This window comes from Streptomyces sp. NBC_00582 (assembly GCF_036345155.1).
In the GTDB taxonomy this organism is placed as follows: Bacteria; Actinomycetota; Actinomycetes; order Streptomycetales; family Streptomycetaceae; genus Streptomyces.
The window spans coordinates 9,875,864-9,901,668 of sequence record NZ_CP107772.1 but is presented as its reverse complement, the minus strand read 5'-3'; the positions used below and the strand labels follow the sequence as shown (position 1 = coordinate 9,901,668).

At 69.6% G+C, this 25,805-nt stretch carries 31 protein-coding genes and 1 pseudogene; 15 read left to right on the top strand and 17 right to left on the bottom strand.

Going from position 1 to position 25,805, the window contains the following annotated elements; all coding sequences use genetic code 11:
* Window positions 1-274: 274 nt before the first annotated feature.
* The 5 genes from OG852_RS44890 to OG852_RS44870 form a co-directional block, all read right to left on the bottom strand.
* Window positions 275-655, bottom strand: coding sequence for a nuclear transport factor 2 family protein (locus OG852_RS44890; RefSeq protein ID WP_330350917.1), 381 nt, complete (start codon window positions 653-655; stop codon window positions 275-277).
* A gap of 40 nt (window positions 656-695) precedes the next feature.
* Window positions 696-1,106: a nuclear transport factor 2 family protein gene (locus OG852_RS44885; protein ID WP_133914204.1), complete on the bottom strand. Its 411-nt coding sequence runs from the start codon at window positions 1,104-1,106 to the stop codon at window positions 696-698.
* A gap of 1 nt (window position 1,107) precedes the next feature.
* Window positions 1,108-1,914: an MBL fold metallo-hydrolase gene (locus OG852_RS44880; protein ID WP_133914205.1), complete on the bottom strand. Its 807-nt coding sequence runs from the start codon at window positions 1,912-1,914 to the stop codon at window positions 1,108-1,110.
* Between the two features lie 39 nt (window positions 1,915-1,953).
* Window positions 1,954-2,361: a hypothetical protein gene (locus OG852_RS44875; RefSeq protein WP_133914206.1), complete on the bottom strand. Its 408-nt coding sequence runs from the start codon at window positions 2,359-2,361 to the stop codon at window positions 1,954-1,956.
* Between the two features lie 250 nt (window positions 2,362-2,611).
* Window positions 2,612-2,980: a hypothetical protein gene (locus OG852_RS44870; protein ID WP_133914207.1), complete on the bottom strand. Its 369-nt coding sequence runs from the start codon at window positions 2,978-2,980 to the stop codon at window positions 2,612-2,614.
* Between the two features lie 275 nt (window positions 2,981-3,255).
* Here OG852_RS44870 and OG852_RS44865 point away from each other — a divergent pair, with 275 nt between their 5' ends.
* Window positions 3,256-4,068: an RNA ligase family protein gene (locus OG852_RS44865; RefSeq protein ID WP_133914208.1), complete on the top strand. Its 813-nt coding sequence runs from the start codon at window positions 3,256-3,258 to the stop codon at window positions 4,066-4,068.
* 43 nt (window positions 4,069-4,111) lie between these two features.
* Here OG852_RS44865 and OG852_RS44860 read toward each other — a convergent pair whose 3' ends face one another.
* Window positions 4,112-5,086: an LLM class flavin-dependent oxidoreductase gene (locus tag OG852_RS44860; RefSeq protein ID WP_330350916.1), complete on the bottom strand. Its 975-nt coding sequence runs from the start codon at window positions 5,084-5,086 to the stop codon at window positions 4,112-4,114.
* Between the two features lie 86 nt (window positions 5,087-5,172).
* Here OG852_RS44860 and OG852_RS44855 point away from each other — a divergent pair, with 86 nt between their 5' ends.
* On the top strand, window positions 5,173-5,952 hold the full coding sequence (locus OG852_RS44855) for a helix-turn-helix domain-containing protein (RefSeq protein ID WP_330350915.1): 780 nt from the start codon (window positions 5,173-5,175) through the stop codon (window positions 5,950-5,952).
* Here the strand turns inward: OG852_RS44855 and OG852_RS44850 are convergent.
* Window positions 5,931-6,137, bottom strand: coding sequence for a hypothetical protein (locus OG852_RS44850; protein ID WP_330350914.1), 207 nt, complete (start codon window positions 6,135-6,137; stop codon window positions 5,931-5,933). The two genes, OG852_RS44855 and OG852_RS44850, sit on opposite strands and share 22 nt — an antisense overlap.
* Before the next feature lie 246 nt (window positions 6,138-6,383).
* On the opposite strand from OG852_RS44850, the gene OG852_RS44845 reads away from it, so the two are divergent.
* The gene (locus tag OG852_RS44845) at window positions 6,384-7,001 is read left to right on the top strand and encodes a hypothetical protein (RefSeq protein ID WP_330350913.1); all 618 of its coding nucleotides are present in this window, start codon (window positions 6,384-6,386) and stop codon (window positions 6,999-7,001) included.
* Between the two features lie 327 nt (window positions 7,002-7,328).
* Window positions 7,329-7,760, top strand: a complete 432-nt coding sequence (locus tag OG852_RS44840; protein ID WP_133914212.1) for a hypothetical protein — start codon at window positions 7,329-7,331, stop codon at window positions 7,758-7,760.
* An 18-nt stretch (window positions 7,761-7,778) separates the two neighbouring features.
* Here OG852_RS44840 and OG852_RS44835 read toward each other — a convergent pair whose 3' ends face one another.
* Entirely contained in the window at window positions 7,779-9,653 is a 1,875-nt protein-coding gene (locus tag OG852_RS44835; RefSeq protein WP_330350912.1) for a caspase, EACC1-associated type, read from the bottom strand.
* Entirely contained in the window at window positions 9,650-10,057 is a 408-nt protein-coding gene (locus tag OG852_RS44830) for an effector-associated constant component EACC1 (protein ID WP_330350911.1), read from the bottom strand. The genes OG852_RS44835 and OG852_RS44830 overlap by 4 nt, the downstream gene beginning before the upstream one ends.
* Window positions 10,058-10,215: 158 nt before the next feature.
* Between OG852_RS44830 and OG852_RS44825 the strand changes: the two genes are divergently transcribed.
* Window positions 10,216-11,283, top strand: coding sequence for an AraC family transcriptional regulator (locus tag OG852_RS44825; protein ID WP_330350910.1), 1,068 nt, complete (start codon window positions 10,216-10,218; stop codon window positions 11,281-11,283).
* A gap of 17 nt (window positions 11,284-11,300) precedes the next feature.
* Here OG852_RS44825 and OG852_RS44820 read toward each other — a convergent pair whose 3' ends face one another.
* From OG852_RS44820 to OG852_RS44805, 4 genes are all read right to left on the bottom strand, one after another.
* Window positions 11,301-12,728, bottom strand: a complete 1,428-nt coding sequence (locus tag OG852_RS44820; RefSeq protein WP_330351615.1) for an aldehyde dehydrogenase family protein — start codon at window positions 12,726-12,728, stop codon at window positions 11,301-11,303.
* Window positions 12,704-13,579 (bottom strand): SDR family NAD(P)-dependent oxidoreductase, encoded by an 876-nt coding sequence (locus OG852_RS44815; RefSeq protein ID WP_330350909.1) that lies wholly within the window; start codon window positions 13,577-13,579, stop codon window positions 12,704-12,706. Before OG852_RS44815 ends, OG852_RS44820 begins: the two co-directional genes overlap by 25 nt.
* Window positions 13,576-14,931, bottom strand: coding sequence for a flavin-containing monooxygenase (locus OG852_RS44810; RefSeq protein ID WP_330350908.1), 1,356 nt, complete (start codon window positions 14,929-14,931; stop codon window positions 13,576-13,578). The genes OG852_RS44815 and OG852_RS44810 overlap by 4 nt, the downstream gene beginning before the upstream one ends.
* A gap of 282 nt (window positions 14,932-15,213) precedes the next feature.
* A complete protein-coding gene (locus OG852_RS44805) occupies window positions 15,214-15,663 on the bottom strand; it encodes a spore-associated protein (RefSeq protein ID WP_330350907.1) in 450 nt (149 codons plus the stop codon).
* Between the two features lie 207 nt (window positions 15,664-15,870).
* On the opposite strand from OG852_RS44805, the gene OG852_RS44800 reads away from it, so the two are divergent.
* Window positions 15,871-16,182, top strand: coding sequence for a hypothetical protein (locus OG852_RS44800; protein ID WP_330350906.1), 312 nt, complete (start codon window positions 15,871-15,873; stop codon window positions 16,180-16,182).
* A gap of 277 nt (window positions 16,183-16,459) precedes the next feature.
* Here OG852_RS44800 and OG852_RS44795 read toward each other — a convergent pair.
* Window positions 16,460-17,310: pseudogene (locus OG852_RS44795) on the bottom strand (bifunctional 5,10-methylenetetrahydrofolate dehydrogenase/5,10-methenyltetrahydrofolate cyclohydrolase); the annotation flags it as partial.
* Between the two features lie 36 nt (window positions 17,311-17,346).
* Window positions 17,347-17,757 carry a winged helix-turn-helix transcriptional regulator gene (locus OG852_RS44790; protein ID WP_330350905.1) on the bottom strand — a complete coding sequence of 137 codons (411 nt, stop codon included), beginning with the start codon at window positions 17,755-17,757 and terminating at the stop codon, window positions 17,347-17,349.
* A gap of 120 nt (window positions 17,758-17,877) precedes the next feature.
* On the opposite strand from OG852_RS44790, the gene OG852_RS44785 reads away from it, so the two are divergent.
* The 4 genes from OG852_RS44785 to OG852_RS44770 all read left to right on the top strand — a co-directional run bounded on the left by OG852_RS44785 (window position 17,878) and on the right by OG852_RS44770 (window position 20,871).
* Window positions 17,878-18,591, top strand: coding sequence for a DsbA family oxidoreductase (locus tag OG852_RS44785; protein ID WP_133914219.1), 714 nt, complete (start codon window positions 17,878-17,880; stop codon window positions 18,589-18,591).
* A gap of 54 nt (window positions 18,592-18,645) precedes the next feature.
* On the top strand, window positions 18,646-19,290 hold the full coding sequence (locus OG852_RS44780) for an FMN-dependent NADH-azoreductase (RefSeq protein WP_330350904.1): 645 nt from the start codon (window positions 18,646-18,648) through the stop codon (window positions 19,288-19,290).
* A 36-nt stretch (window positions 19,291-19,326) separates the two neighbouring features.
* A complete protein-coding gene (locus OG852_RS44775) occupies window positions 19,327-19,992 on the top strand; it encodes an NAD(P)-dependent oxidoreductase (protein WP_330350903.1) in 666 nt (221 codons plus the stop codon).
* 66 nt (window positions 19,993-20,058) lie between these two features.
* Entirely contained in the window at window positions 20,059-20,871 is an 813-nt protein-coding gene (locus tag OG852_RS44770) for a dioxygenase family protein (protein WP_330350902.1), read from the top strand.
* A 244-nt stretch (window positions 20,872-21,115) separates the two neighbouring features.
* Here OG852_RS44770 and OG852_RS44765 read toward each other — a convergent pair whose 3' ends face one another.
* A complete protein-coding gene (locus OG852_RS44765; RefSeq protein ID WP_133914222.1) occupies window positions 21,116-21,553 on the bottom strand; it encodes a MarR family winged helix-turn-helix transcriptional regulator in 438 nt (145 codons plus the stop codon).
* A 125-nt stretch (window positions 21,554-21,678) separates the two neighbouring features.
* Here OG852_RS44765 and OG852_RS44760 point away from each other — a divergent pair, with 125 nt between their 5' ends.
* From OG852_RS44760 to OG852_RS44740, 5 genes are all read left to right on the top strand, one after another.
* The gene (locus tag OG852_RS44760; RefSeq protein ID WP_133914223.1) at window positions 21,679-21,900 is read left to right on the top strand and encodes a hypothetical protein; all 222 of its coding nucleotides are present in this window, start codon (window positions 21,679-21,681) and stop codon (window positions 21,898-21,900) included.
* 167 nt (window positions 21,901-22,067) lie between these two features.
* On the top strand, window positions 22,068-22,874 hold the full coding sequence (locus OG852_RS44755) for an MBL fold metallo-hydrolase (protein ID WP_330350901.1): 807 nt from the start codon (window positions 22,068-22,070) through the stop codon (window positions 22,872-22,874).
* 2 nt (window positions 22,875-22,876) lie between these two features.
* The gene (locus OG852_RS44750) at window positions 22,877-23,287 is read left to right on the top strand and encodes a nuclear transport factor 2 family protein (protein ID WP_330350900.1); all 411 of its coding nucleotides are present in this window, start codon (window positions 22,877-22,879) and stop codon (window positions 23,285-23,287) included.
* A gap of 34 nt (window positions 23,288-23,321) precedes the next feature.
* Window positions 23,322-23,702, top strand: a complete 381-nt coding sequence (locus tag OG852_RS44745; RefSeq protein ID WP_330350899.1) for a nuclear transport factor 2 family protein — start codon at window positions 23,322-23,324, stop codon at window positions 23,700-23,702.
* A gap of 190 nt (window positions 23,703-23,892) precedes the next feature.
* Complete coding sequence (locus OG852_RS44740; protein WP_330350898.1) at window positions 23,893-24,468, top strand: PadR family transcriptional regulator; 576 nt, start codon at window positions 23,893-23,895, stop codon at window positions 24,466-24,468.
* Between the two features lie 235 nt (window positions 24,469-24,703).
* Here the strand turns inward: OG852_RS44740 and OG852_RS44735 are convergent, their stop codons facing one another.
* Window positions 24,704-25,540 (bottom strand): alpha/beta fold hydrolase, encoded by an 837-nt coding sequence (locus OG852_RS44735; RefSeq protein WP_133914228.1) that lies wholly within the window; start codon window positions 25,538-25,540, stop codon window positions 24,704-24,706.
* Window positions 25,541-25,805: the final 265 nt, after the last annotated feature.

Below are 25,805 nucleotides of genomic sequence, written 5' to 3'. Positions count from 1 at the left end.
CGCGACCCGGTAGTCGGCGACAGGTGCGACGCGCAGCCGGAGAGGGTGCGCACATGGTGCGCGAACCGAGCCACACGCCCCCTCCGGACAACCGACGCCAGCGCCGGGTTGGTTCTCAGGCGGAGACGCCAGGGAGCGGGAGGGCCGCGGAAGCAGCGTGAAACCCGCCTGCCGTGCCATGCAGCGCGACACGCGGAGGGTGGTGCGGTGTCCGCACGCGTGCCGGAAAGAATCGTGATGCCGATCCGTCCCGGGACGCGTACGGACGCGGAACTCAGAACATGGTGTTGTCGTTGGCGCTCTTCTCGGGCACTTCCTGGATCACGTCCCAGTGCTCGACGATCCTGCCGTCGGCGACGCGCCAGAAGTCGGCGACGGCCATGCCGCGGTCACCGGGCTTCAGGTGCAGGTTGCTGTGGGTGACCACGAGGTCCCCTTCGGCGATCGTGCGCTTGATGTCCAGGCGCAGGTCGGGGAACTGCCCGCGCAGCCAGTGGACGTAGCCGACGAAGGCGTCGGGGCCGTCCTGCGCCTCCGGGTTGTGCTGGGTGTAACTCTCACCGAGGTGGGCGGCAGCGGCCTGCTCCGGCTGGTAGTCGTTGAACGCCTGCTCGTAGAAGGCGAGGACAAGTGCCTTGTTGTCGGCTGCGGACATGCGGATCTCTCCTGCCGTGCGGTGATGCGATCGGGGGTGTTCAGCCGGTCATGGCGTCGCGGACCAGGGCCGTGTCCACGAACTGCTCGAAGCGCACGATCAGACCCCCACGGACGATGAAGTGGTGGGCGACGCGGACGTCGATGGGTTTGCCGGTGGCCTTGTTGGTCGCGGTGTAGCGGGCGAGGACGACGACGTTCTCGCCGTCGACGACGTAGGTGTCGTCGTGGGCGGCCCAGCCCTCCCAGTCCTTGCCGAGCTGTTCCATGACGTTTGAGGTCACGCCCTCGGGGGTGCGGTAGGTGCCGGCGAGGGGGAAGCCGGCCATCTCGGTCCACTCGACGTCCGGGGCGAGGGTGGCGCGCAGGGCGTCCAGGTCACCGGCCGCCGAGGCCAGGTACTGGCGGCGTACGACGTCGGCGGGGGCGGTGGAGGCGGCGAAGTCGTTCATGTCAGCCCCACTTCATCTCGCCCTTGGCGACCTTCGCGCCGATCTGCGCGGCGATCAGCATGCCGTGGCCGGGGTAGCGGGCCACCAGGGCCTCGGTGAGCGCGGCGCCGTCGGCCGCCTTGCCGAGCTCCTCCTCGAAGGCGATCAGGTAGTCACGGGTGGCGGTGATGGCGGAGGCGTCGGCCGCGGTGCCGGGCAGACGGTGGCCGGGGACGACCAGTTCCGGGTCGAGGGCGGCCATCTCGTCGAGCAGGTCGATCCAGGCGGCGCGGTCGCCGGGGGTGGGGGTGTCGGCGACCCAGACGTGCTCCTGCTGGAAGAGCAGGACACCGCCGAGCAGGGCGCGGTGCTCGGCCTGCCAGAGGTAGTGGCGGTCGGGCAGGCCGGCGGGGCCGCCCCTGAGCTCGAAGCGGTGGCCTTCGAGGGTGAGGTCGCCGGTGAGCGGGGTGAGGTCGACCAGGCGGGTGGGGAGGTTGGGGCCGAGGGCCGCCCACGCCTTGAGCTTGCCCTCGTAGGAGTGGGCGATGTGCTCGATGACGATGGGGGTGGCGACGAAGACGGCGTCGGGGAAGGCGTCGGCGATCACCTCGGCGCCGAAGTAGAAGTCGGGGTCGCCGTGGCTGATGAGGACGGTGGTCAGCTTCTTGCCGGAGTCGAGGATCTCGGCGGCGAGGCGGTGGCCGTCGGCGCGGGTGAAGCCGGCGTCGACCAGCAGGGCGTCCGTCTCACCGGTGACGAGGGTGGCGGTCTTGTTCTTGCTGCCGGCCGGGAAGTCCAGATCGAGGACCTTGAAGTCGAGCGTGCTCATGTGTAGCTCCTGTCCGAGTCGGGTCGGGGACGGGGAGGTTCAGGGACGGCGAAGGGATGCGAGCCGCGGGTCGATCCCTTCGGCCGTGGCATGGCCAAGGGCCACGGGGGCGACGGAATCTCCGTCGACAGCGAGCAGGGCGCGAAGGCCGGTGACGTCCGGCTCAACCGCGCGGCGGAAGTCGTCCGCCGCCGCAGACGACGCCTCGGGGCCTTCGAAAGCGGTGACCACCGCGTCGGCGATCAGCCGCTCGTACGGCTCGCCGAACTCGGTGCCGGTCATCTCGGCGATGCTCGCCTTCGCGGCCTGGACGTGGCCGAACTCGCGGATCGGCCCTCTGCGCGGCCCGGCGAACAGGCCGCCGGAGACGACCTCGACCGGCAGCCGGGTCGCGGAGAAACCGTGCGACCAGCCGCAGGAGGCGTAGAAGACATGGATGAGCTTCATCGAAGACCTCGGCGGGGAGGCGGCGCGCCCGCCTGATGCGAGCCGTTCACCTGATCAAACAGTAGCTGACTCCTCAGGCATTTCTCGACTCTTGTGACCTGGGCCACAGGGACGGCCACGTCATTACATCAGCGTTGCCGACGAACCGCAGATCAGGACAGCCGAGGCAGCGCGTCCCCAGCTCCATCAAGGGTCTCCGCAGGCCCCAGCCACCAACTGAGAAACAGTCGATGGCTTCTCACCGGCCTACTCACTCGTCAAGGAACTGATACGCCCCGCTCGGGGCTCCGATCAGCACGACGCCGTCGCGAACCTGCCACTCGCTCATGCCCTCGGACTCGTGGCTCACGAGGAACAGTCCGGTGATCAGGTCGTTGTCGTCGTCGGAGGCCGGAACCCGCGCCACATGGCGCAGTTGCTCCAGGAACCAGTCGACTGACTGTGCGCGCATCTCGGCCCCGAAGAAGACCCAATTGGTGAAGTTGTACTGCCGCGCGGGAAAGGCCCAGCCCCCGCCGTACGTCCGATCGGGATCGTCCGCTTCGACGATCTCCTTGACCTGAGCGAGCTGCCGTTCATCGCACTCCAGCCAGCCCCTGATCCGAACGAACACACCCACGACGACCACCCCCACAGTCCAGGCACCGTCCGGTGAGCGCGGACTCCGATGTCATCGCACCATAGGGGCGGTCGGATCGAGAGAGCAAAGCGCTTTACGGCTCGTCACGCAGTGAGACGCATGCGAGACGTACCCCTTCATAGGGCAGCCGCCCGAGGCCAGTTGGAGCCACGACGCCGGCGGCGCAGGTGCGGTCGCGCCACCCGAGGTCCCCGTCTGCCATTTTCTGTTATGCCAATTGACACACCATTAAATGCCGCCCTAAGGTCCTGCTCATGGAGGAGCGCAGAGGACGCGGTCGGCCTCGGAAGAATCCGGAGCAGCTCGCGCGATGGACACCGCCCGAAGGCTGGTCCCGGCTGGTCGCCTGGATCTCGCCCGAGGAGAAGAAGGCGCTGAAGCGGGTTGCCGTCGAGGCCGAGGTCTCGGTCGCGGACCTGGTCCGCGCGTTGGCGGGCGGCCTGGCCTCCGGGGCCATCACCCACGAGGAACTGGTCGGTCACGTCAGAAAGGGCATGCAGGTCATGGAGAAGATCCCCACGCTGTTCGAGCGGGACGGCGACTTCCGGGTCGTCGACCGGCCGCGGGTGGAATGTGCATGGGTGTTCGACGGCGAGGGGGCCCCGACGGAGAAGCTCGACGGCACCAACGTCCGCCTCACCGTCCGGGCCGGCCGGCTGGTACGGGTGGAGAAGCGGCGCAACCCGAGCGCGCTGCAGAAGAAACAGGGGATCGAGGACGGCTGGTACGTCGACACCGCCGAGGGTGCCGCGGAGGACAAATGGATTCTCGCCGCAGCCCGCAACACCGACGTCACGTCGTGGCCGGACGGCGAGCACTCCTGTGAAGCGCTCGGCCCCCGCATCCAGGGCAACCCCCTGCGGCTGGACGACCACCGTTGCGTGCCGTTCAACCTGGAGGCACCGGTCTACCAGGGCGTACCGCGCGACTACGCCGGCCTTCGCGAGTTCCTCGCCGAACTGGAGAGCCACTTCTCCCCCGGCACCCTGGCCGAGGGCATCGTCTTCCACCACCCGGACGGTCGCCGCGCCAAGATCAAGCGCAAGGACTTCCCTGTCTCCGCCTGAAGGGCTGTCCCGTAATCGTCGCTTTGTGGCCGCTGGGCCGGACTCAGGAGCTTTCCGAGGTGGAGGCGTGATCAGCCGCCCCCTGGACAGCAGGAATCAGGTCTGCGATACGTTCGAGCTGGTTGCGCTGGGAGTGCAGGTCCCGGGCACCGAGGCGGGCGACGATGTGCCGAGCACCGGCGGCGACGTACCGTCCTAGATGCTCAAGCACCTGGTCTGCGGAGCCGGTGACAACTGCCTGGATCTTTTCCAGCTCCTCCAGTGGCATTCCGTAGGTGGCCCGCGCGTAGTCGTCCAGTGCCCGGCGGCCGCTCTCGATGTCGTCGTCGATCCGTACCGAGACGAACAGGGCGGGGGCGATGTCCTCGGTCGCACGTCCGGCGTCGGCCGCCGCTCTGTGGACGTCGCGGAGGCCGGACGCGTAGTCGGCGGGGTCAGGCGGGTAGGGCAGCCATCCGTCGTACAGTCGGCCGGTGCGGGCCAGAGCTGTGGGTGTCGCGCCGCCGAGCCAGATGGGTGGGCCGCCGGCACGGGACGGCCTGGTCGTGGGCGGGATGTCGTCGAACCGGAGGATCTCGCCGTGGAAGGTGCCGGCGCCGCCCCACAGGGCCCGCCACAGCGCGACAGTCTCGTCCAGGCGGGCGAAGCGCCTCTCCCACGGCAGCTCGGACAGCGTGTAGAGGGGCCGCCCGAATCGGCCGGGGAAGCCGGCGCCGACAGCCACGGTGAGTCGGCCACCGGACAGCAGGTCGATCGACGCAAGTGCCTGCGCTGCCTGGATCGGCCGACGTAGGAACGGCATCAGTGCGGCTGTGCCCAGCGTCACGGTCTCGGTCACCGGGGCGAGTGCGGCCAGCATCGTGAGCGCCTCGACGCGCGGGCTGATCAGGGAATCGTTGACGAAGAGCGAGGAAAGGCCCAAGCGTTCGGCATACCGGCCGAACGCGATCAACTCGCGGGCGTCGTCGGCAGGGCCCCACTGGGCGGTTCCGGTCGGAAGCAGTACACCGATGTCCATGTCGGCAATGTTCACGACCGGAACGAGTGGCGACAATTCCCTGCGGGGAATGGCCTGGAACCCTCCGCTGCCGTTACAACAGGCCCGTGGACTTTCCTCGTACGCTTCGTGAACGTCGCACTAGCCGTCATGTCAGCCAGCTCGACCTGGCACTGCGAGCGGGCACCACCCAGCGCCACCTCAGCTTCATTGAATCTGGCAGGTCCGTCCCAGGCCGGAACATGGTCGTGCGCCTGGCCGAGTCGCTGGAGCTGCCCCTGCGGGAGTGCAACGAGCTGCTGCTGTCTGCCGGGTATGCGCCCGCCTACCCGGAGAGCTCATTGGAAGATCCGGTGCTGGCCCCCGTGCGCACGGCGATCGATCACATCCTCCGCGGGCATCTGCCGTATCCGGCGCTGGTTGCGGACCGGGGCGGTGACCTGATCGCCGCGAACACCGCATTCGACTTGATCACCGAGGGCGCGGCTGCCGAGCTGGTGGGTCCGGGCACGAATATTTACCGCCTGGCGCTGCATCCCGACGGACTGGCTCCCCGTATCCTCAACCTCGCCGAGTGGGCGCGCCACATCTTGGTGCGCCTTGGCCATCTGGAGGAGTTGCGCGCCGAACTCACCGGCTACGTGCCCGAGCTGGAGCCGTCCGCCGGGCAACTCGGTTTCGCGGTGCCGCTCCGCCTGCGGTCCTCGTACGGTGAGCTGCACCTGATGACGACTGTGACGACCTTCGCCACCGCCGTCGACGTGACGCTTGCCGAGCTGAAGCTGGAGGCGTTCCTGCCGGCCGACCCGGCGACGGCCGAGGCGCTCTCAGCAGCCGCCGGGGCAACGGCTTGCGCCGCCCCCGGTCAGGAGCCCGGGAACATGTAATCGGTCTTGATGCGGCCGTTGTCGTCGAGTACGAGTATGTCCGAACCACCACCCACCACGTCGCCGGTTGGGGTGGACACCGCCTCCCGGCCGAACCTGACCACGCCGTTGAGACGTATCGCACCGGGGCGCGCCCGGAAGGCGAATCCCTGTTTCTCGACGAACCGCTCGTGGCTTCGCGCCACTCGGGTCCCGAGCTCGAGGTCTCACGGCCTACCGCACGAGCTCGTCAGGAGACAGCTGAAACAGAGCATCAGTTCGACGCTCTACGGCCTCAATTCAACGCGCAGCGGGGGCAGTTGCCCTACCAGGGGCAGCAGGATCTAATGAAGAGCGCTGAAGGGGACAGCACAGCAACAAAGTTGGGGCGCGGGTGACGTCCGTGACGGCCTTCCCTTGGTCGCCGTGTGTGGAGAGACCGGAGGGCAGCCGTGAATGACCGCAGTACAGAGCTTTTCGTATCCCCGGACAAGGGCCGGTTCGGGCGCGTTGCACTAGCCGTCGTACCGGCGGTCATCGTGCCAGGCATCAGCATGACGAGCCTGCTCGCGGGCGGGCGTGGCACCAGTGAGGGGCTCGGATCGATGGCGGTCCCCGCGGCCGTCGCCCTCGTCGCGCTTCCCTTCCTGTGGTACGTGGCCTATGCGATCCTGCACACCCTGAACACGTATGTGGCACTTGTGGACGGTGCCGTCCTGGTCCGCAACTGGGCACGCCGACTGACCGTCATCGAAGGGCCCGGCTTCGTGGCCCGGACCCATATCGACTCCAGCGGCATCGCCGACGCGGTGCTCGTCGTGGCTGACGACCGCGCCGCCGTCATGCTCAATCCCCGCCAGTGGCGTGAGGCCGAACTCGACGAGGTGTGGCGTAGAGCGGCTCTTCCTCAGCAGTTCGGGGGTACGCCGACCCCCCGTGAACTTCGCAAGCGTTATCCAACCATCCGAATTCCGCTCTACATCCGGTATCCCGGCATCGTCTACACCTTCTGGACCATCCTCGTCATTCTCTACATCGGAGTGGTGGTCAACGTCTTCGCCCGCATCTGAGGGCGCGGCGAACCGGACGCCGACGAGGTGTGCGGAATTCTTCGGTCTTCGCAGCTGCGGCCGGCGAGGCGGGGCGCTCGCCAAGGCACTGCTCGGTCGAGGGTCTAGGGGACTCGCCCTGGCCCGGAGCATCTGCCTGCACCCGCGCCCGAAGCCGGCGTCCTTCTGATGCGCACAGCTCTCGGCGACGCCCGAGTGTGGACGAACGGCCAAGACCTCGGGACGGAATGCGAACTCCGGCTCGGGGAATGTGGGGATACTCGATCCACGCGTCCCGTTCCACAACGTGCCGCGCCGTAGGAGTTTTCTGTCGGAAGGGGTTGGAGAATGAAGGCAAGCGTCCGTCTGAGCCGCATATCCGGAGTCACTGCCGCCGCGGTATTGCTGCTCATCGGGACCGCGACATCGGCCAGCGCCAGCTCGAACTCGGAGGTCTCGTCCGCGAGCAACGGCGACGGATGGGTGAAATTCATCGCCAACGGCGACGATTTCCTGGTACACGACAGTCAGTGCGACGGCGGCACCGTGTGGGGCCAAGTGTCCTACTACAAAGCCAACTACGGGTGGAACTTCCGCACCATTCACAACACCTCGGGATGCGGTACCACGGACACGAAGCACCCGTGGAGCGACATCCCCGAGGGTGCCTACGTGTATGTGAGGGCGTGCGGCAGCGTGGACGACGGTTACAGCAACTCGGGCGCCGGCGAGTTCAGCACGGGCCACGACTGCGGTGCCACGGAGGACGGGGTGGCCTGAGGCGCCCCTGGCCGCGGCTCATCGGCGGGTGACCGTCCAGAAGCGGATCGTCTTGTCGGCGCCCCCGCTGGCGAGGGTTGTGCCGTCGGTGGTGAACGTGAGGGAGTGGATCGCGTCCGTGTGGCCGCGCAGGGGAGCACCGAGCGGTGACGGTCCGTTGGTCATGTCCCACAGGCGGATCGTCCTGTCGGCGCCGGCGCTGGCCAGGACGGTGCCGTCGGTGGTGAAGACGAGCGAGTGGATCGCGTCCGTGTGGCCGCGCAGGGGATCGCCGAGCCGGGTCGGTTGCGCGGGGTCGGACACCTTCCACAGCCGGATCGTTCGGTCGCCGCCCGCGCCGGCCAGCAGCTTGCCGTCGGGGCTGAACGCCACGCTGTGCACACGGCTCTCGTAGCCGAGGAGGGGCTCGCCCACGGGGGACGGTGGGGTGGCCACGTTCCACAGCAGGATCGAGTTGTCGGCGCTGCCGGTGGCCATGAGGCTCTGATGGTGGCTGAACGCCACGGAGAGGACTGCGTCCGTGTGACCGGTACCGGGACGGCCCATCGGTGTCGGGTTCGCCGGGTCCGAGACATTCCAGAGGCGGAGGGTCCGGTCCGCGCTGCCGCTGGCCAGGACGGTGCTGTCGGGGTTGAAGGCGACGGAGAAGACGGCGCCGGTGTGGCCGGTCAGGCGACGCAGCAGCGTCGGTTTGGCGGGGTCGGTGGTGTTCCAGAGCCACACCGCGTTGTCGTTGCCGCCGCCGGCCAGCAGGCCCCCGTCGGGGCTGAACGCCACCGTGTCGACGTTGTCGGTGGGGGCCGTGAGGGAGCCGAGCGGTGTCGCCTTCGCCGGGTCGGTCACCTGCCAGAGCCGGATCGTTCGATCGCTGCTACCGCTGGCCAGGACCCGCCCGCCGGGGCGGAACGCCACCGCCTGGACGGCGCCTGTGTGACGCGCGAGCTGCCCCGAGTCGGCGGCGGCGGTCACCTTCGTGACGGGGGATCCGCTGGACGACGGGCCGGGTCCGGCGGACCCCGACGAGCCGTGGCCGAACCCGTCGTTGAGCGCCCATCCCAAGGCGGCGGTACCGCCGGCCAGTCCGGCGGAAGCCGTGATGAGGAACCGGCGACGTCTCCACAGAGGGGGAGATCCCGCGGCAGCGGGCCCGGCGGACGACGGTGCTCCGGTGGACGGCCGGCCCTTCGTCAGGCGCAGGCCTCCCGCCGTGTTCATCACCCGGCGCTGGGGCAGGGGAAGCGACCGTCTGAGGAGGTCGCGTTGCACCTCGAGGAACAGCTCGTCGAGGGTGAGCGGATCTTCGCCGCCCAGGGCCGTGAGCAGCGCACCGGTGAAGGCGGTGTGGGTCGCGCCCGGTGGCGCCTTGGACGGGCTGTTCGACGGCGAGGAGCTGAGGATGTAGGTGCCGTCGATGTCGATCTGCCCGCTGATCAGCGCCGCCTCGTCCGCCATGGCGCCGGTCGCCCGGCCGGAGAAGCAGCAGTCGAGTACGAGCACCCGGACCGTCGCGGGCGCCTCGAGCATCGTCTGCCGCAGGACGTCGAAGGGGAGCGCGGTCACGTGGGGGCGTTTCGGGTCGCTGTGGGACACGGCGAGATGTAACCGGCCTTGCACGTCTACGAGCCCGTGCCCGGCGTAGTAGACGAGGAGCACGTCCGTCGCAGCAGCGGCCGCCTGGGTGACGGGGAGGTCGAAGTCCGCCGGGGTTGCGGGTTCTTCGATCAGGGCACAGTGCTGGGCCTTCAGCGTCCCGTCGGCCGGATCCGTGAGGATCGCCCGCAGATCCGTGAGGTTGGCCCGCACCGCCGGAATCTCGGGCAGCTCGGGGTGCTCGTACCGGCTCACCCCGATCAGGACGGCCCGTGAACGAGCCGGATCCGGAAAGCGGTTCACTCCGGCGATCCCTCTCCGTCTCCGTCGGCCCCGCCGTCCGCCGCGAGGAGCCGCTCGACGACGTCGACCAGCACGGGGACGTCGACGCGCTTGCCGTCCACCTCGACGGTGCGGCCGCTCTCGTTGGTGACCGTGATCTTCAGGTCGGAACGGCGGTGGGGAAACCAGGTGGCCAGGGCTCCGACCAGGGCGCCGACCGCGGCCGCGCCCACGCCACCGGGGCCGATGGCGACGACCAGGGCGTCCAGCGCCCCGCCCATCTCGCCCTGTGCCACCGGACCGTCTTCGGGGCGCACCCGCCCGCGCAACGCGTCCTCGTGGCGCAGCCAGTCGTAGAGCGATCTCAGTTCGTCGGGCCCACGGTCGGTACGGATGCGCAACTGATGGGATGTCACCGATGTCACCTGCTCATCATCCCGCACGAGTCGGGAAATGGGGGCAATACCGTTGCTTTGCCGGTGCGTGAACGCGGGTGCGCGCCTGGTGGGTCGTCCGGCTCGGACGGGCGGCCCACGGCCTACTGTTTGAGCGACGTGCAAGGCCCTGGCCAGAAGGAACGCCCATGCCCCGCCCCCGTGTCCCGGACGAGACTCCGGGCACAAGCCGCAGCACCTCGGCCACGATCCCCCCGAACATCCTGCGTTACCTCGCTCTGGTCGCGGACGAGTACGGCGTCGACCTCCGGCCGGAACTGACGCGTCTGGGGCTGGACCAGTCCGTGATGCGCTCAGCGGCTCTGCGGGTCTCCTACCGGCAGGGCAGTGCCGTCATCCGGCGTGCCGTGGAGCTCACGGGTGACGCGCACCTGGGCCTGCGCGTGGGTGCGGCGCAGCACCTGACCGCGTGGGGGCTGCTCGGCTTCGCGCAGTTGGCCGCCGAGACCCTGCGGGACGCCGTCGAGACGGGTGTGCGCTTTCAGAACCTCTCCGGGGCCATGGTGGTCTGGTCGGCCGATGTGGAGGAGGCCGGCTATGTGCTGCGCGCCGAGTTGCCCGATCCCGCGCTCGATCCGGCGGTCGCGGTCTTCCTGGTGGAGGAGGGGCTTGCCAGCGTGGTCACCCTGACCCGGCTGAGCGCGGGCGTGGAGTTCGCCCCGCGCAGCGTCGAGTTCGCCTTTCCCCCGCCGCCCGACGCGGACCCGTTCACCGCGCTGTTCCGGTGCCCGGTGCGGTTCGGCGCGGCCGAGAACCGCATGGTGTTCCCCCTGGCCTGGGCCCGCCGGCCGATGCCGGGCCGGGATCCCGTCACGTACGCCGCCACTCTGGAGCTGCTGGAGGAGGCGATGGCGTCTCGCCGTGACCAGCAGGACCTGCTGGAGGTGCTGGAGATCTCGATCGCGCAGAGCCTGCCCGACGTGCCCTCGTTCGTCGAGCAGGCCCGTCGACACGCCTCCAGCGAGCGCACGCTGCGCCGCCGGCTGGCCGAGTGCGGTACGACGTACGAGGCTGTCGTCGACGGTGTACGACGCGAGCGGGTCGAACAGCTGCTGCGGCGATCGGAGTTGACGATGCGTGACATCGCCCGGCAGGCGGGTTTCTCCGACGTGCGGGCGCTCAGGCGGGCGGTGCGACGCTGGCACGGCGTGGCGCCCCACCAGCTGCGTGCGCCGGCGGGGCGCCCTGACGACTGAGACGCGGCCGGCGTGGGTCAGCGCGTACGGATCCAGACGGTCTTGGGACTGGTCCACTGCTCGAACGCGCTCGTGGACTTCTCCGCGCCGCCGAAGCCGGACTGCTTCCAGCCTCCGAAGGGTGTGGTGAGGTCGCCCTCGCTGTAGGCGTTGACCGAGACCACGCCCGCCTGGATGCCGCGCGAGAGCCGGAACGCCGCGTCGAGGTCGCGGGTCCAGACCGAGGCGGCGAGGCCGTACTCGGTGGCGTTCGCCAGCCGTACCGCCTCCTCCTCGGTGGTGAAGGTCTGCACGGTGACGACCGGGCCGAACAGTTCCCGGGTGAGGACCTCGCTCCCGTCGGGAGCTCCGGTGATCACGGTGGGCGGGTAGTAGGCGCCGTGCGGCGGCAGACCGTGCGGCAGACCGGCGGTGTGGATCCGGGCCCCCGCGGCCCGGGCCGCGTCCACCGCGTCGGCCACCCTTGTGAAGGCCGTACGGCTGATCAGCGGCCCCATCTGTGTGTCGGGCCTGGCCGGGTCCCCGACCACCAGTGCCTTCGCGGCCGCGGTGAACCGGGCGAGGACCTCGTCGGCGATGGCCCGGTGCACCAGAACGCGGGAACCCGCCGTGCAGTTCTGCCCCATGGTCAGAAAGGCGGCCTCGACCATGTTCTCGATCAGCTCGTCGCCGTAGTGGAGCGCGTCCGGCAGCAGGACCTGGGGGCTCTTGCCGCCCATCTCCAGGGAGACCCGCTTGAAGTTGGTGTCCGCCGCGTCGGCCAGGATCCGGCGTCCGGTGGCGGTGGAGCCGGTGAACGACAGGGCGCGCACCCACGGGTCGCGGGCGAGGGCCGTGCCGGTGACTGGGCCGTGGCCGGGCAGCACCGTGAGTACGCCGTCCGGGAGGCCCGCCTCCGCCGCCAGGGCGGCCAGGTGCAGGGCGGAACGCGGTGTCGCCTCGGCCGGCTTGAGCAGCAGGCTGTTGCCCGCGGCGAGGGCGGGGCCGACCTTCCAGGCGGCCATGGCCAGCGGGTAGTTCCAGGGCAGGATCGCGGCGGCCACTCCGACGGGTTCTCGGCTGACCAGCCCCAGGCTGTCGTGCCCGGTGGGCGCGACGCGCCCGAAGACCTTGTCGGCCGCCTCCGCGAACCAGCGGACCGACTCGATCGCCCCGGGCACGTCGCCGGTACGGCACTCGGTGATCGGCTTGCCGGCGTCCTCGCTGTCCAGCCGGGCCAGGAGTTCGGCGTCCCGTTCCATGAGACCGGCCAGGCGCAGCAGCACCTCGGCCCGCTCCCGTGGGGATGTGCCGGACCAGATGCGGCTCTCGAAGACCCGGTGCGCCCGCTCGGCGGCGACCGCGACCTCGGCGGCGCTCACGGCCGGTACGCTGGTGATCAGCTCGCCGTTCGCCGGGTTGACGACGCGCAGGGTGCCGCTCACGCTTCCTCCACCAGTTCCCAGCGGCCGCCGACCTGACGTGCCAGTCCCCTGCGTCGCAGGTCGTCCAGATAGCGGGCCATGCCCCGCTCGCCGCGCCTGCGGAACAACGGGAGGAGCGTGGGCAGCAGGTTCGGCGCGAGCAACGCGAACCGCACCAGGCGGGACTCGCCCGGCCGGACGTACACCTCGAGCCTCGGCCTGTCCAGCAGACTGACCGTCGCCCGTACGACGTCGGCAGGCTGCTGCGGCTGGTCCTGGAACTGCATCGCGTTCCCGCCGTCCACGGCTTCCTGGCGGAGCATGCGCGTGTCGGTCGCCGACGGCAGCACCGAACCGGCCTTGATGCCCTTGGCCCGCAGATCCAGCCCGATGGCGAGCATGGCACCGCGCAGCCCGAACTTCGACGCGGTGTAGATCGGGGTCTCGCCGAGCGGGAAGATGCCGCCCAGGGACACCGTGGTGACCACGCGCGGGTCGCCGGAGGCCCGCAGCAGCGGGATGGCGAGGCGGGTGAGGACCAGCGGGGAGAGCAGGTTGAGATCGACCTCCCGCTCGATGCTCTCGACGCTGCGCACGTCGAAGCGTTCGGCGCTGGTCATGCCCACGTTGTTGACCAGGACGTCGATCCGGCCGTGGGCCGCGGCGACGTCGTCCACCGTTTTCTCCACTGCCGCCCGGTCCAGCAGGTCGCAGCCCAGGCCGGCGTGGCCGCTGCCCGGCAGGTCGGCCGCCGTCCGCCGGGCCCTGGTCTCGTCGAGGTCGACCACGACGACCCGGGCCCCGCCGAAGGCGAAACGGTGGCACATCGCACTGCCGATGCCCCCGGCACCGCCCGTCACCACGATGACCTTGTCATGGAAGTCGTACGTCACGACGCCACCGCCTCGTCGGTCCTGCTCCGTGCGCCGTGCACCCGGGGCGGCAGTCCCGCCGTACGCCAGCCCATCCCCGCGGCGATCCTGCGGAGGTGCTTCACGATGGCCTCGCTGTGGACGTAGCCGGTGTGGCGCGGCGAGTCGACGAACTTCAGTCCACCGGTCAGGTCGGGTCGGTCGCTGCGGATCATGCGCGCGAACCGCTCGGCCGTCGGCAGCCCGCCGCGGGCGTCCCGGATGAAGGAGGCGATCAACTGTGCCTGGGCGTCGAAGAGTTGGTAGGCACCGGAGTTCGTCTCCACGAAACCGACGCCGAACAGGCCCTCGTGCTCGCGGGAGAACGACGACATGTAGAGGTCGGGGTGCTGTTCGTCGCCGAAGTACTTCTGCGCGACGGGCACCTTGTGCAGGTATCCGGTCGCCAGCAGGATCAGGTCGAAGTCGTCACTGCTGCCGTCGGTGAAGTGGACCGTACGGCCCTCGGTGCGCGCGATCCCCGGCTTGGCCGTCACGTCGCCGTGCTGCAGGTGGTGGAGCAGCATCGAGTTGATGGCGGGGTGGGTCTCGAACAGCTTGTGGTCGGGCTTCTGCAGGCCGAGGCGGCGCGGATCGCCGTTGACGATCCGGAGCAGGGTGCCGAAGAGCTTCTGCTGCAGCCACATCGGCAGATGGGGGCCGCCGGCCGCGATGACGTCCACGGGGCGCCCGAACAGATGCTTGGGGATGAACCAGTAGCCGCGCCGCATGCTGATCACCGCGTGGTCGGCGGCGCGGGCCGCGTCGCAGGCGATGTCGAGGCCGGAGTTCCCCGCGCCGACCACGAGGACCCGCCTGCCGCGCAGTTCGTCGGCGCTGCGGTAGGTGACGGTGTGGCGGATCTCGCCGGCGAAGTCGCCGGGCAGGTGTGGGACGTTCGGGTGCCACTGCGAGCCGGTGCACAGCACGACCTGCCGGTGGACGCTCTCCCGTCCGTCGGCCCGGGTCACCGTCCAGGTGCCGTCGGCGTTCTTCTCCACGCCGTGGACCTCGGTGCCGAACTCGATCCGCTCCTTCAGGCCGTACGCCTCGGCGAACGACGTCAGGTAGGACAGGATCTGCCGGTGCGGCGGGTAGTCCGCGAAGTGGTCCGGCATGGGGTAGCCGCCGAAGCCGGACAGGGTCCTGCTGGAGATGAAGTGGGCCGACTCGTACATCGGGCTGCCCGGGTTGTCGATGTCCCACAGCCCGCCCGGCCCGGTGTGCCGCTCGATGTGGGTGTACGGCAGGTCGCGCTCCGCCAGCGCCCTCGCAACCGCCAGCCCGGCCGGCCCGGCTCCGATCACGCATGTGTCGTACTGGTTCTCGGTCACCAGTCGCCTCCTCTCCCTGCCCGCGTCGCGGGCCCTGCAGGGAACCTACGCACCGGTAGGTCGGGAGGGACTGACCTCCGCGGCCACGGAGGGGACCTCAGCGGCCAGGCCGCGGCCGCCGGTGCCGGGCCGCCCTGACGGGCGGGCACTCGGCGTCCGAGCGATGCGACGGACCGGCCGCCGACGGCACGCGGGTCCCGCGCCCGGCGCCGGCGGGCCGGCCACCGTGCGCCGCCCCGCCGTCACCCGCGCCGCGATACGCGCCCGCGTGCCGGGGGTGGATCAGCGGGTGTAGGTGGTCCGGTGTTCCGCGAGGGAGCCGCAGTTGGAGCCGGTCACCTGCACATAGGTGTTGGCGATGCCGCCGCCCCAGTCGACGCAGTGGCCCCGGCCGATGACGTAGGCGGGTCCCGCGTAGGAACCGTAGTGCCCGTAGTCGTCGTCACCTTCGTTGGTGTCGGGGACGTAGATCCAGGCGGACATGTCCACGGCCGCGCCGGGGTTGTTGCGGATGGTGACGACGCAGTTGTTGCCGTTGGCGGCGTTGTAGGCGAGGTAGACCGTGCCCAGCGAGCCGACGGGAGCGGAGTTCACGGTCTTGTAGCCGCTTCCGCAGACCTTCTGCGGTGTGGTGTTGGGTGCGGCGGAGGCGGGTGCCGCCAGGGCGGTGGTGGCGCCCAGCGACAGAGCGGCCACTGTGGCGGCGCCCAGTATGGAGTGAGTCAGACGCATATTTCCCCCTTGTGGTCTTAGGAGCTGTTTGCTCCTGTCTTATGTGACGTACGTACCCTTCGGATGGTTGTGCCTGAGTTACCGGTCTTTTCGGCCATAACCGGCGCCAGGATTGGCCGAGTTGGGACGCAACCGAAGACGTGCTTCGGCGGCGTCTCTCACTCCCCGGCCAGCAGCCGGGCCGGGGCGACGCGGTGCAGCGCCCGGGTGCACAGGGCGAGGACTCCGCAGACCAGGACGACGCCGGCGAGGGTCGACGCGGCCCGCGGCTTCGTCCTGTGGGCCGCCCGACGCAGCCACATCCGCCACCCCGTCGACAACCCGCCCCTGCCCAGCGTCAAGCCGCGCCGCTCCCTGGCAGACGACGAACGGTGGCGTCTGGCCCGCCGCTTCCTTCACGACGACACCATCGAGACCGTCGACCGCGTCGTCGGCCTGCTCGTCCTCCTCTACGGCCAGCCCCTCACCAAGATCTCGCGCCTCACCACCAGCCACGTCATCCAGGCCACCGGGTCGTGACAGCCGTCGTAGGCCCAGCGGGCCCAGGACGCCGGGAAGCAGCTGCCCAGCGTGCTCGCCAAGATCGGTCGCCGGCTGGACGCCGAACCCCCCAGATCACCGAGCCCAGTCAGTGGCCCCGCCAGACCTGCGCGCCCGGGGCCGCCGCGGTGGACCGGACGGCTGTCGGCGACTTCTCGCACTGGACGCGTGACATGCGCTCTCAAGGACGACCGGGCAAGCCGCTCATGCGCTACGCCAGCCGGGCAGCGACCGAACAAGTGAACCTGAAACCACGTCAAACCGCCCCGACCAGCTGGTCAGCCACATCCGCACAGCGGGGGAACATCACCGCGTCGACCGTCTGAGCCAGCAGGACTGCGACGGTCATGGGCTCGACCCCGCCGGGGACCGGTGTGATCAAGCGGGCGCGGGTGCGGGCCGTGTCGAAGTCGACGTCGCAGACGTTGCCGGGGTTGTATCCGGCGTCGATCACGAGGGCCCCCGGCTTGACGTCTTCGCCGCGAATAAGCCGAGGCCGTCCCACGGCCGGCACATCAACGTCCGCTTCCCGCGCGGTCGCGGCCAGATCAGTCGTACGGGAGTGGCAGTAGGTGACCGTGGCGTCCCGGGTGAGCAGGAGCATTCCGACGGGCTTGCCGAGGACTGCGCTTCGACCCACGACAACGGCATGCCGACCTGCAAGATCGACGTCGTACTCGTCCAGGAGCCGCATGATCCCGCCCGGGGTGCACGATGCAAAACCAGGCATCCCGAAGCTCATCGCCCCGAAGGAGCTCGTCGTGACTTCGTCGACGTCCTCTTCCGGCGCGATGGCCTCGAACGCTGCCCGCTCATCGATGTGAGGGCCTACGGGGTGCTGAAGCAAGATTCCGTGCACTTCGGCGTTCCGTGAGAGGGACTGGAGGGTCTCCATCAGCTCAGCCGTTGTAGTGGTGGCCGGCAGGCTGACAAGCCGAGACTCGATGCCCGCCTTCGCGCAACGCGCCCGCTTCTCCGTACGTACGTCACCGAAGCCGGATCTTCACCCACCAGCACCGTTGCCAGGCAAGGCGTCACACCAACACGCCGCGCAAGCTCTGCCGCCTTGCCTGATGTCTCCTCGACGACGCGTCGGGCATCCGCGCTGCACCCGGCGCCGACAGCCGATCGCTGATCCTGCGGTCAGGACCGGGCTGCTGGTGCCGCAGCGCCGGCCCGGTGCTCACGGATCTCGTCATGGTGGTCGGCGGCCCAGCCGATCAGGGAGGTCACGATCTCGTGGAGGCCGCGCCCCAATGGGGTGAGGGTGTACTCGACGCGCGGTGGAACCTCCGCGTATGCGGTGCGGGTGATCAGACCGTCCTCCTGGAGCTGGCGGAGCGTGAGGGTGAGCATCCGCTGGGAGATTCCGGGGACCTGGCGCTGCAGGTCGGTGTAGCGCAGCGGGCCGGCCTCCACCACCGCGATGAGCAGCAGGCTCCACTTGTCGCCGACGCGGTCGAGGACCTGCCGGATGAACTCCATGTGCTCGGTGGGGATGCGGGCGCAGGGCCCCGCCGCCGCCGCGCCGCCCGAACTGCCGGTGACCTCCATGACGCACGTTCCTCTCCGGCACGAACACCGATGTGCCTTTTGTATCGACTTCCATACTGGCCCATCATGGCGCTACGCACAAAACATAGGAATCAAGCGCAGGCACGGGAGGCGCGCGTCATGAAGATCGAGATCTGGGCCGAGGTCACCTGCCCCTGGTGCGGACTGGGCAGCCACCGTCTGGACCGGGCTGTGGAGCGGTTCGAGCACGGCGACGAGGTGGAGGTCGTCCACCACTCGTTCCCGCTGAGCAGCTCCTTCCCCGTGGATGAGACGTTCAGCGTCCGTGACGCGCTGCTGCGCCGGCACGGCATGGGCGGCTCCCAGGCCGAGGCGTCCACGCGTCGGATCGAGGCGCTGGCCGCAGCCGAGGGACTCACCCCCTACAGGGTGCTGGACAACCTGGTCGCCAACACCGACCTTGCGCACGAGTTCCTTGCCCACGCCTCCGCCGAGGGCAAGAACCGCGAAGCCTGGGACGCGATCTTCCGCGCCTACTTCGGCCAGGCCCGCCCCGTCTTCAGCATGGACGACCTGCTCGACCTGGGCCAGGAGATCGCTCTGGACCGCGAGGGCACCCGCCGGGCGCTCACCGAGCACCGCTACCAGCGGCAGGTCCGCGACGATGCCGCCCGCGCCCAGCGCCTGGGCGCCACCGGCGCGCCCTTCATCGTCGTCGACGGCAGGTACGGCATCCCCGGCGCGCAGGACAGCGACGGCCTCCTCGACGTGCTGCGCACGGCCTGGGACGCATCCCACCCGCTCACCCTGGCGACCGGCGGCGACGCTGCGGTCTGCGGCCCCGACGGCTGCGCCGTACCGGCCCGCAGCTGACCTCCACCCTTCACCCCACGACACACCCCTGATCATTCGAAAGGCTGATTCTCCATGTCCTACCTGCTGCACATCGACGCCTCCTCGCTCGGCGAGGCGTCCGTCTCCCGTCAGGTCGCCCAGTCCTTCCGTGACGAGTGGAACGGCCCGGTCGTCCACCGCGACCTGGCCGTCTCCCCCGCCCCGCACCTCAGCGCGGCGGGCATCACCGCCCGCACCACCGACCCCGCCGCCCGCACCCCCGAGCAGGCGAAGGCCGCGGCGGTCCAGGACGAGCTGATCGAGGAGTTCCTCGGCGCCGACGCCTACCTGTTCACCGTGCCGATGTACAACCTCACGATGCCGTCCGTGTTCAAGGCGTGGCTGGACCAGATCATGGTCGCCGGGCGCACCCTGAGCTTCGACGGCCCCCCTCCCACCCTCGGCCGCCCCGGCGTGCTGATCTCCGCACGCGGCGGCGGCTACGGCCCCGGCGCCCCCAAGCACGGCATGGACCACCTGGTGCCCACGCTGGAAACCGTCCTGGGCCACCCGGCCAACCTCGGCCTCGGCCTGACGACAGTCCTGCCCGAACTGACCATGGCCCCGCACGTGCCGATGATGGCCCCGCTGCTGCCGATGCACGAGGCGTCCCTGACCAAGGCGCACGACGAGGCCCGCCGCCTGGGCTCTGTCCTGACCGGCCGACAGGCCGCCTGATCCAGCCCTGAACTGCCCGAAAGGCATTTGATCACCATGAGTAACCTCCTAGTCCTCGGCGGCAGCGGCCGCACCGGCATCCACGTCCTGGAGCACGCCGCCCGGCGCGGCCACCGCGTCCGCGCCCTCGTCCGCAACCCCGACACGGTGCAGGCACCGGCCGGCGTCGAGCTGATCCAGGGCACGCCCGCCAGCATCGACGACCTCCGCAAGGCCGCCGAAGGCACCCAGGGGGTGATCAGTGCGCTGAACAACTCCCGCGCCTCCGACAACCCGTGGGCCAAGCCGGTCAGCCCGCCGATGTTCATGACCGACGCCACCCGCCACACGCTCACCGTCATGGGCGAACAGGGCATCCGCCGCATCGTGCTGACGTCCACGCAGGGCGCCGGCGACGACTGGGCCCGGCTCAACCCGCTGGTCAAGGCGGTCATCAACCGGTCGAACCTCAAGGCAGGCTTCGAGGACCACACCGGCGTCGACCAGCTCGTCCGCGCCTCGTCCGGCATCGACTGGACCCTGGCCCGCGCCGTCACCCTCACCGGCAAGCCCCTCAGTGGTCCCGTACGGGCAGCCGAGGCCGGCACCGAAAAGCCCGGCGCACGGATCAACCGCGCCGACCTCGCCCAGTTCCTTGTCCAGACGATCGAGGACGACACCTGGATCCGCAGAGCCCCCCTCGTCTGGAACACACGAGGATGACTGGAGTGACGTGACAACAACGGACACCCCCGCACCGACATCGCGTTCAACCAGCGCCTGCGCGTCGTGTTCGACGATCTCCAGAAGACGTTCGGGGACGTGGCGCTCAGGCAGGGCATCACGTTCGAGGAGCTGGGCCAGGCCATCACCTACGTACAGAAGCTGGTCGCGTCAGGGGAGTTCCCGCTGGCGACGACCATGCTCCTTATCAACCGCACGATGGAGGTCAGTCACGGCAGGGCCTACGCCCACCCGGAGAAGGACGGCGCCTCCACCTGGATGGCGACCGGGCCCGCCTACGTGCCCGGGGCACCGGAGATCGACAACCCCGGCGTGCTGCCGATGGCGCCCGACGAGCCCGGCGACACCCTGTTCGTCTCCGGCGTCGTACGCTCCACCTCGGGCAAGCCGCCGCCCGGCGCGGTGATCGATCTTTGGCAGACCACCGCCGACGGTCGGTATGCGGGTCTGACGCCCGAGCAGGCGGGACTCCTGGAGGGCCTCGACGTCGTCGATTTCGACCTGCCGAAATACCACCTGCGCGGCAACATCGTCGCGTATGCCGAGGGCCGCTACGAATACCGGACCGTCCTGCCGGGGGTGGAGTCCGCGGCGGTGCCGGGCAGCCTGCTCGACGACCTCCTGCACATGCTGGGACGGGACAACTCGCGCGCGAGGCACATCCACGCCCACGTCACCCGTGAAGACCATCACATGCTGACGCACCAGATCCACTTCGACGGCGATCCGCTCGTCGACACGGTCAGCGAGGGTGCGATCGCGCGGGAGTTGATCCACGAGACCGAGCTCCACGAGAACGTCGCCGCGTGGGAAGCACGCGGTCTGACCGGCCCGCACCGGACCCTCTGGAAACGGTGACCCTGAGCGGCCACGCCGAACCTGCCGGCCGACCGCCGACGTACCCCCGGTGAACAACGCGGTGTGGGCGACGTGACGGCCCCGCCACAGCCGCCCAGCAGAAGGCCACACCAGAAGGCGTCCACTTCGATCGCCGCCATCGTCTGCGGCAGTGGACCATCTCACGACCAGGGATCAAACACCTAGAGGCAGGCTCTGGTGGCGTCCGAAGCCCGCGACGGTGATCCGGATCAAGGACGGGAATTTACGCGTTCGCGTCGCGGAGCGTGCGCAGGATGCGCTCAAGGTGGCGGCGATCCTCGGCTGAGAGTGGTCCGGCGACATGGTTGCGCAGGTGGGAGACGTGGGCGGTCAGTGCGTGATCGAGCGCCTGACCGCCCTTGTCGGTCAGTACGGCGAGTGCGGCTCGTCGGTCGGCAGGATCGGGGTCTCGGCGGATGAGTCCTTCCTTTTCCATGCGGTCGGCGAGCCGGGTGAAGCCGCCCGAGCTGAAGGACACGGCCTCTGCCAGGTCCGTCATGCGGAGCTGGTGGCCTGGGGTGCGGCCCAGTCGCAGCAGCACTTCGAACCAGGTGTGCGGTATATCGAGATCGCGATTCACCAGGGGCTTGATACGGCTGTAGGCCTCCACGAAGAGACCGAAGAGTGTCACGTCGTCGTCGTTCAGCAGTCGCTCGTTCACTTCTCAAGGATGACAGATGGACACGAACGGAAGAATCTGCCGTTGCAATATCTGTTGTAGCAGATATATTGTCTGCGTCAGCAGATACTTCGCCGTGTCCACCCCACAGATGTGGAGTCCGCCCCATGGGAAAGCGAGTCCTGGCCGCCTTCGGCTTCGCGGCTGCCATGGACGGCGTCCTCGCGTCCGGCCTGTCTGCGGCGCCCACTTCGGCAGACGCCGCCACCTCCTCCATCGCCGAGCGGACCGCCTCAAGCGAGGAGGCCCGGTTGCGGGCGTCATACCGGCAGGCCGTGGCCGCAGGAGGCCGGCTCGTCGTCTTCACCGGTGGTGACAGGTCTCCATGAACCCGCTCGGCCTAGGCCAGTTCATGAGCGACCGCGCTGCTCTCGACCAGGGCACCCAAGGCTGAACCCCTGCTCGACACGGGCTGCCCACCTCGACCCGGTTCACGCCGTACACCTCGCCGCGAGGCGATTTCCCCGACCATCACCCTTCACCCGAGGAAGCACGCATGAGCACTCTCTCCTTCAAGGTCCTCGATCTCGACTTCCCGGCCGGCAGCAAGAACAAGACCGCCACCCTCGTCACCGGCGAGAGTGAGGCACTGCTGGTGGACGCCGCCTTCACCCGCGCCGACGGCCACCGCCTGGTGGCCGAGATCCTCGACTCCGGCAGGACGCTGACCACCGTCTTCGTCTCCCACGGCGACCCCGACTTCTACTTCGGCGCCGAGGTGATCGCCGACGCGTTCCCCGAGGCGAAGTTCCTCGCCACTCCACTCGTCATCGAGCACATCGCGCACTCCTACGAGGGCAAGCTCAAGGCCTGGGCCGCGCTCGGTCCGAACCTGCCCACCCGCCTGGTCGACCTGGAGCCGCTGGCCGGCGACCTCACCCTGGAGGGCCACACCTTCCAGCTCATGGGAGGCCCGGCCGGACTGCCCGACCGCCACTACCTCTGGCAGGCCGAGCACCGCGCCCTGCTCGGCGGTGTCCTGCTCTTCCAGCAGGAGCACGTCTGGGTCGCCGACACCCCCACCCCCGGCGACCGCGCCGCCTGGATCGACCTGCTCGACGAGATGGCCGCCCTCGACCCGGAACTGGTCGTCCCCGGCCACCGCCTCCCCGGCACCGCGGCCGACGGCTCCGCCATCACCGCCACCCGTGACTACCTGATCGCCTTCGAGGAGGAGCTCGGCAAGGCCGCCGACGGTGCCGCGCTGAACGACACCCTCGTCAAGCGTTTCCCGGACAACGGCATGCTGATCGCCGCCCAGATCGGTGCGAAGGTCGCCAAGGGCGAGATGAAGTGGGGCTGACGATGACCGAGTTCGCCACCTCCACCGCCCCGGCCGACGTCGTCCGCCGCCAGTACCTGGCCTCCGCGGCCGGTGATCTGGAGGCCCTGCGCGCCACCCTGGCCCCCGATGTGGAGTGGACGGAGATGGCCGGCTTCCCGCTGGCCGGCACCTACCGCACCCCCGACGGCGTCACCTCGAACGTCATGGCGCAGCTCGGCAAGGAGTGGGACGGCTGGACCGCACGCGACGACACCTACGTCGTCGACGGCGAGAACGTCGTCGTCCTCGCCCGCTACACCGCCGTCAACAAGGCCACGAGCAAGCCGATCGACGTCCGCGTCGCCCACCACTTCGTCGTACGCGGCGGACTCATCGTCCGCTTCGAACAGTTCGTCGACACGGCGCTCGTCCGCGACGCCATGACCGACTGAGCCGTACCGCACCACCGTGAGCCAGGAGACAGACATGTCCGCTGCGGACAACAAGGCGCTCGTGATCGCCTTCTACGAGCAGGCATTCAACGACTACCAGCCCGAGGCGGCCGCCACCGCACACCTCGGCGAGAGCTACACCCAGCACAACCCCGAGGCGCAGGACGGCCCGGGTGCCTTCGTCGGCTATGTGCACTGGCTGCGAGGGCAGTTCCCCGACCTGCGCCTGGACATCAAGCGCACGATCGCCGAAGGGGACTTGGTGGTCACCCACAGCAACCTGCACCTCAAGCCCGGTGACCGCGGCATGGCCGTCGCCGACTTCTGGCGCGTCGCCGACGGAAAGATCGTCGAGCACTGGGACGTGATCCAGGAAGTGCCCGAGAAGAGCGCCAACGACAACACCATGTTCTGACCCCAAAGCAGCAGCACGGCACCCGTGCAGTTCCCGGGAGCCGTGCTGCTCCGCCGCCGTGGTCCAGCCGCACCACACAGACAACCGAACAGAACAGACAGAGAGGCTCACCCCCCACCATGACCAGCCTTCCCAACCGACGCCGCCTGCTTGCCACCGGAGCGGGTGTAAATCGCCGCTGCACCACGCCGTGCTCGCCCTGCTCACCGAGGGCGAGAGCCACGGGTACGAGCTCAAGGGCCGCTTCGAGGAAGCCATCGACCCGCAGTGGGGCGGCCTCAACATCGGCCACCTCTACCAGATCCTCGACCGGCTGGTCCGCGACGGCTTCGTCACCCGCTCCCAGGTGGCCCAGGCGGACCGGCCCGACAAGACGCTCTACCGCCTCACCGCCGCCGGCCAGGAGGAGGTGCGGCAGTGGGCGACCAGCGCGTGGGTGCGCACGGGCGGGTTCCGCGACGAACTGTTCCTGAAGCTGTTCGGGGCAAGTGCGCTCGGCGCCGAGGCCCTGGACGCGTTCGTCACGGCGCAGCGCCAGACGTACCTCTCCGAACTCGCCGGGCTGACCCGGCTGCGCCGCACCCACACCGGCGACCCTCTGGTGTCCCTCCTCCTGGACGCGGCCATCGGCCACACGAAGGCCGACCTGGAGCTGGTCGAGGGGGCGGCCGAACGGCTTCGCCCGGCCTCGGGCCGGGATGTCGACATCACCACCGACGCCCAGGCCGACGGCTTCGGGGAGGCCGACCGCCGTCACCCGGCCTGATCGGACTCGCATGCCTTGCCCGTATCGGAAGGTCTGTCACCGTTCCTGGGCGACGTGGAGGGCCCGGTCTCGTCGGACGGGGTGCCGAGACCGCCGCCGGTGACCACGATCGTGGAGCGGAACGCCGGTCGTCTTCGCCCCCGCCGACCCGGCCGAGCCCCTGTGTACGCGCCCTCCCCCGCCGGCCTCCGCGCCCACCCGCCCTCGGGCGAGCGCGGGTGAGGCGAGCGCCGCGCTACTTCCCCAGGAAGGCGAGCAGCGCGCTGTTGACCTCCTCGGCGTGGGTCCACAGCAGGCCGTGCGGGGCGCCCTCGATCTCCACGTAGTCGGCGGACGGGAGCGCCTTGTGGAACGGCCGAGCGGTTCCCTCGACGGGCAGGATCCGGTCACCGGTGCCGTGCAGGATCAGGGCCGGCACGTCGATGGCCGGGATGTCGGCCCGGAAGTCGGTGTACCAGGTCGACGGTGCGGCCGCGGCGGCGAAGAACCCCCCGCCCGCCGCGACGCTCCAGCTGTTCCGGACGGCTTCCTCGCTGATCCGCGTCCCGAGGTTCTCGTCCAGGTTGTAGAAGTCCTGGTAGAAGGCCGTGTAGTAGGCGTACCGGTCCGCCTTGACGGCCTCGACCACGCCGTCGAAGAACTCCTTCGGCGCGACACCGTCCGGGTTGTCGTCGCTCTTGAGCAGGCAGGGCTCCAGCGACGCGAGGAAGGCGACCTTGGCGATGCGGCCGGACCCGTACGAGGACACGTACCGGGCGACCTCTCCCGTGCCCATCGAGAAACCGACCAGGACGGCGTCGCGCAGGTCGAGGGTCTCCAGCACGGTGTTCAGGTCCGCCGCGAACGTGTCGTAGTCGAAGCCGGTCGTCGGCTGGCTGGACCGGCCGAAGCCGCGACGGTCGTAGGTGATCACGCGATAGCCCGCTTCGAGGAGAACGGCGCTCTGCCGCTCCCAGGAGTGGCCGTCGAGGGGGAAGCCGTGGATGAGGACGACCGGCTGCCCGCTGCCGTGGTCCTCGTAGTACAGGTCGATGTCGGCGGAGTTTTCCTGACCCACCGTGATGTACGGCAAGATGCTTTCCTTTGTTCGTGGTCGGGCATGCCGGGAGCCGCCGCGATCCGTCTCGGTTGCGTCGTCCGAGTCGTCGCGGTGTGCGCGGCACGGGGATGTCCTGAACCTAGGCCGCGTGTCCCGTGGTCGGTTGCCCTTGAGCGCATCGTTTCTTGCCCGGCAGCGCGTGGAACGGCCGACGCGTGGGCGACCCGCGGCAGCCGTGCCGACGGCCGCGGGCCGGACGCGAATCACCCTGCGGGCCCCGATCTGCCGGGGCCCGCAG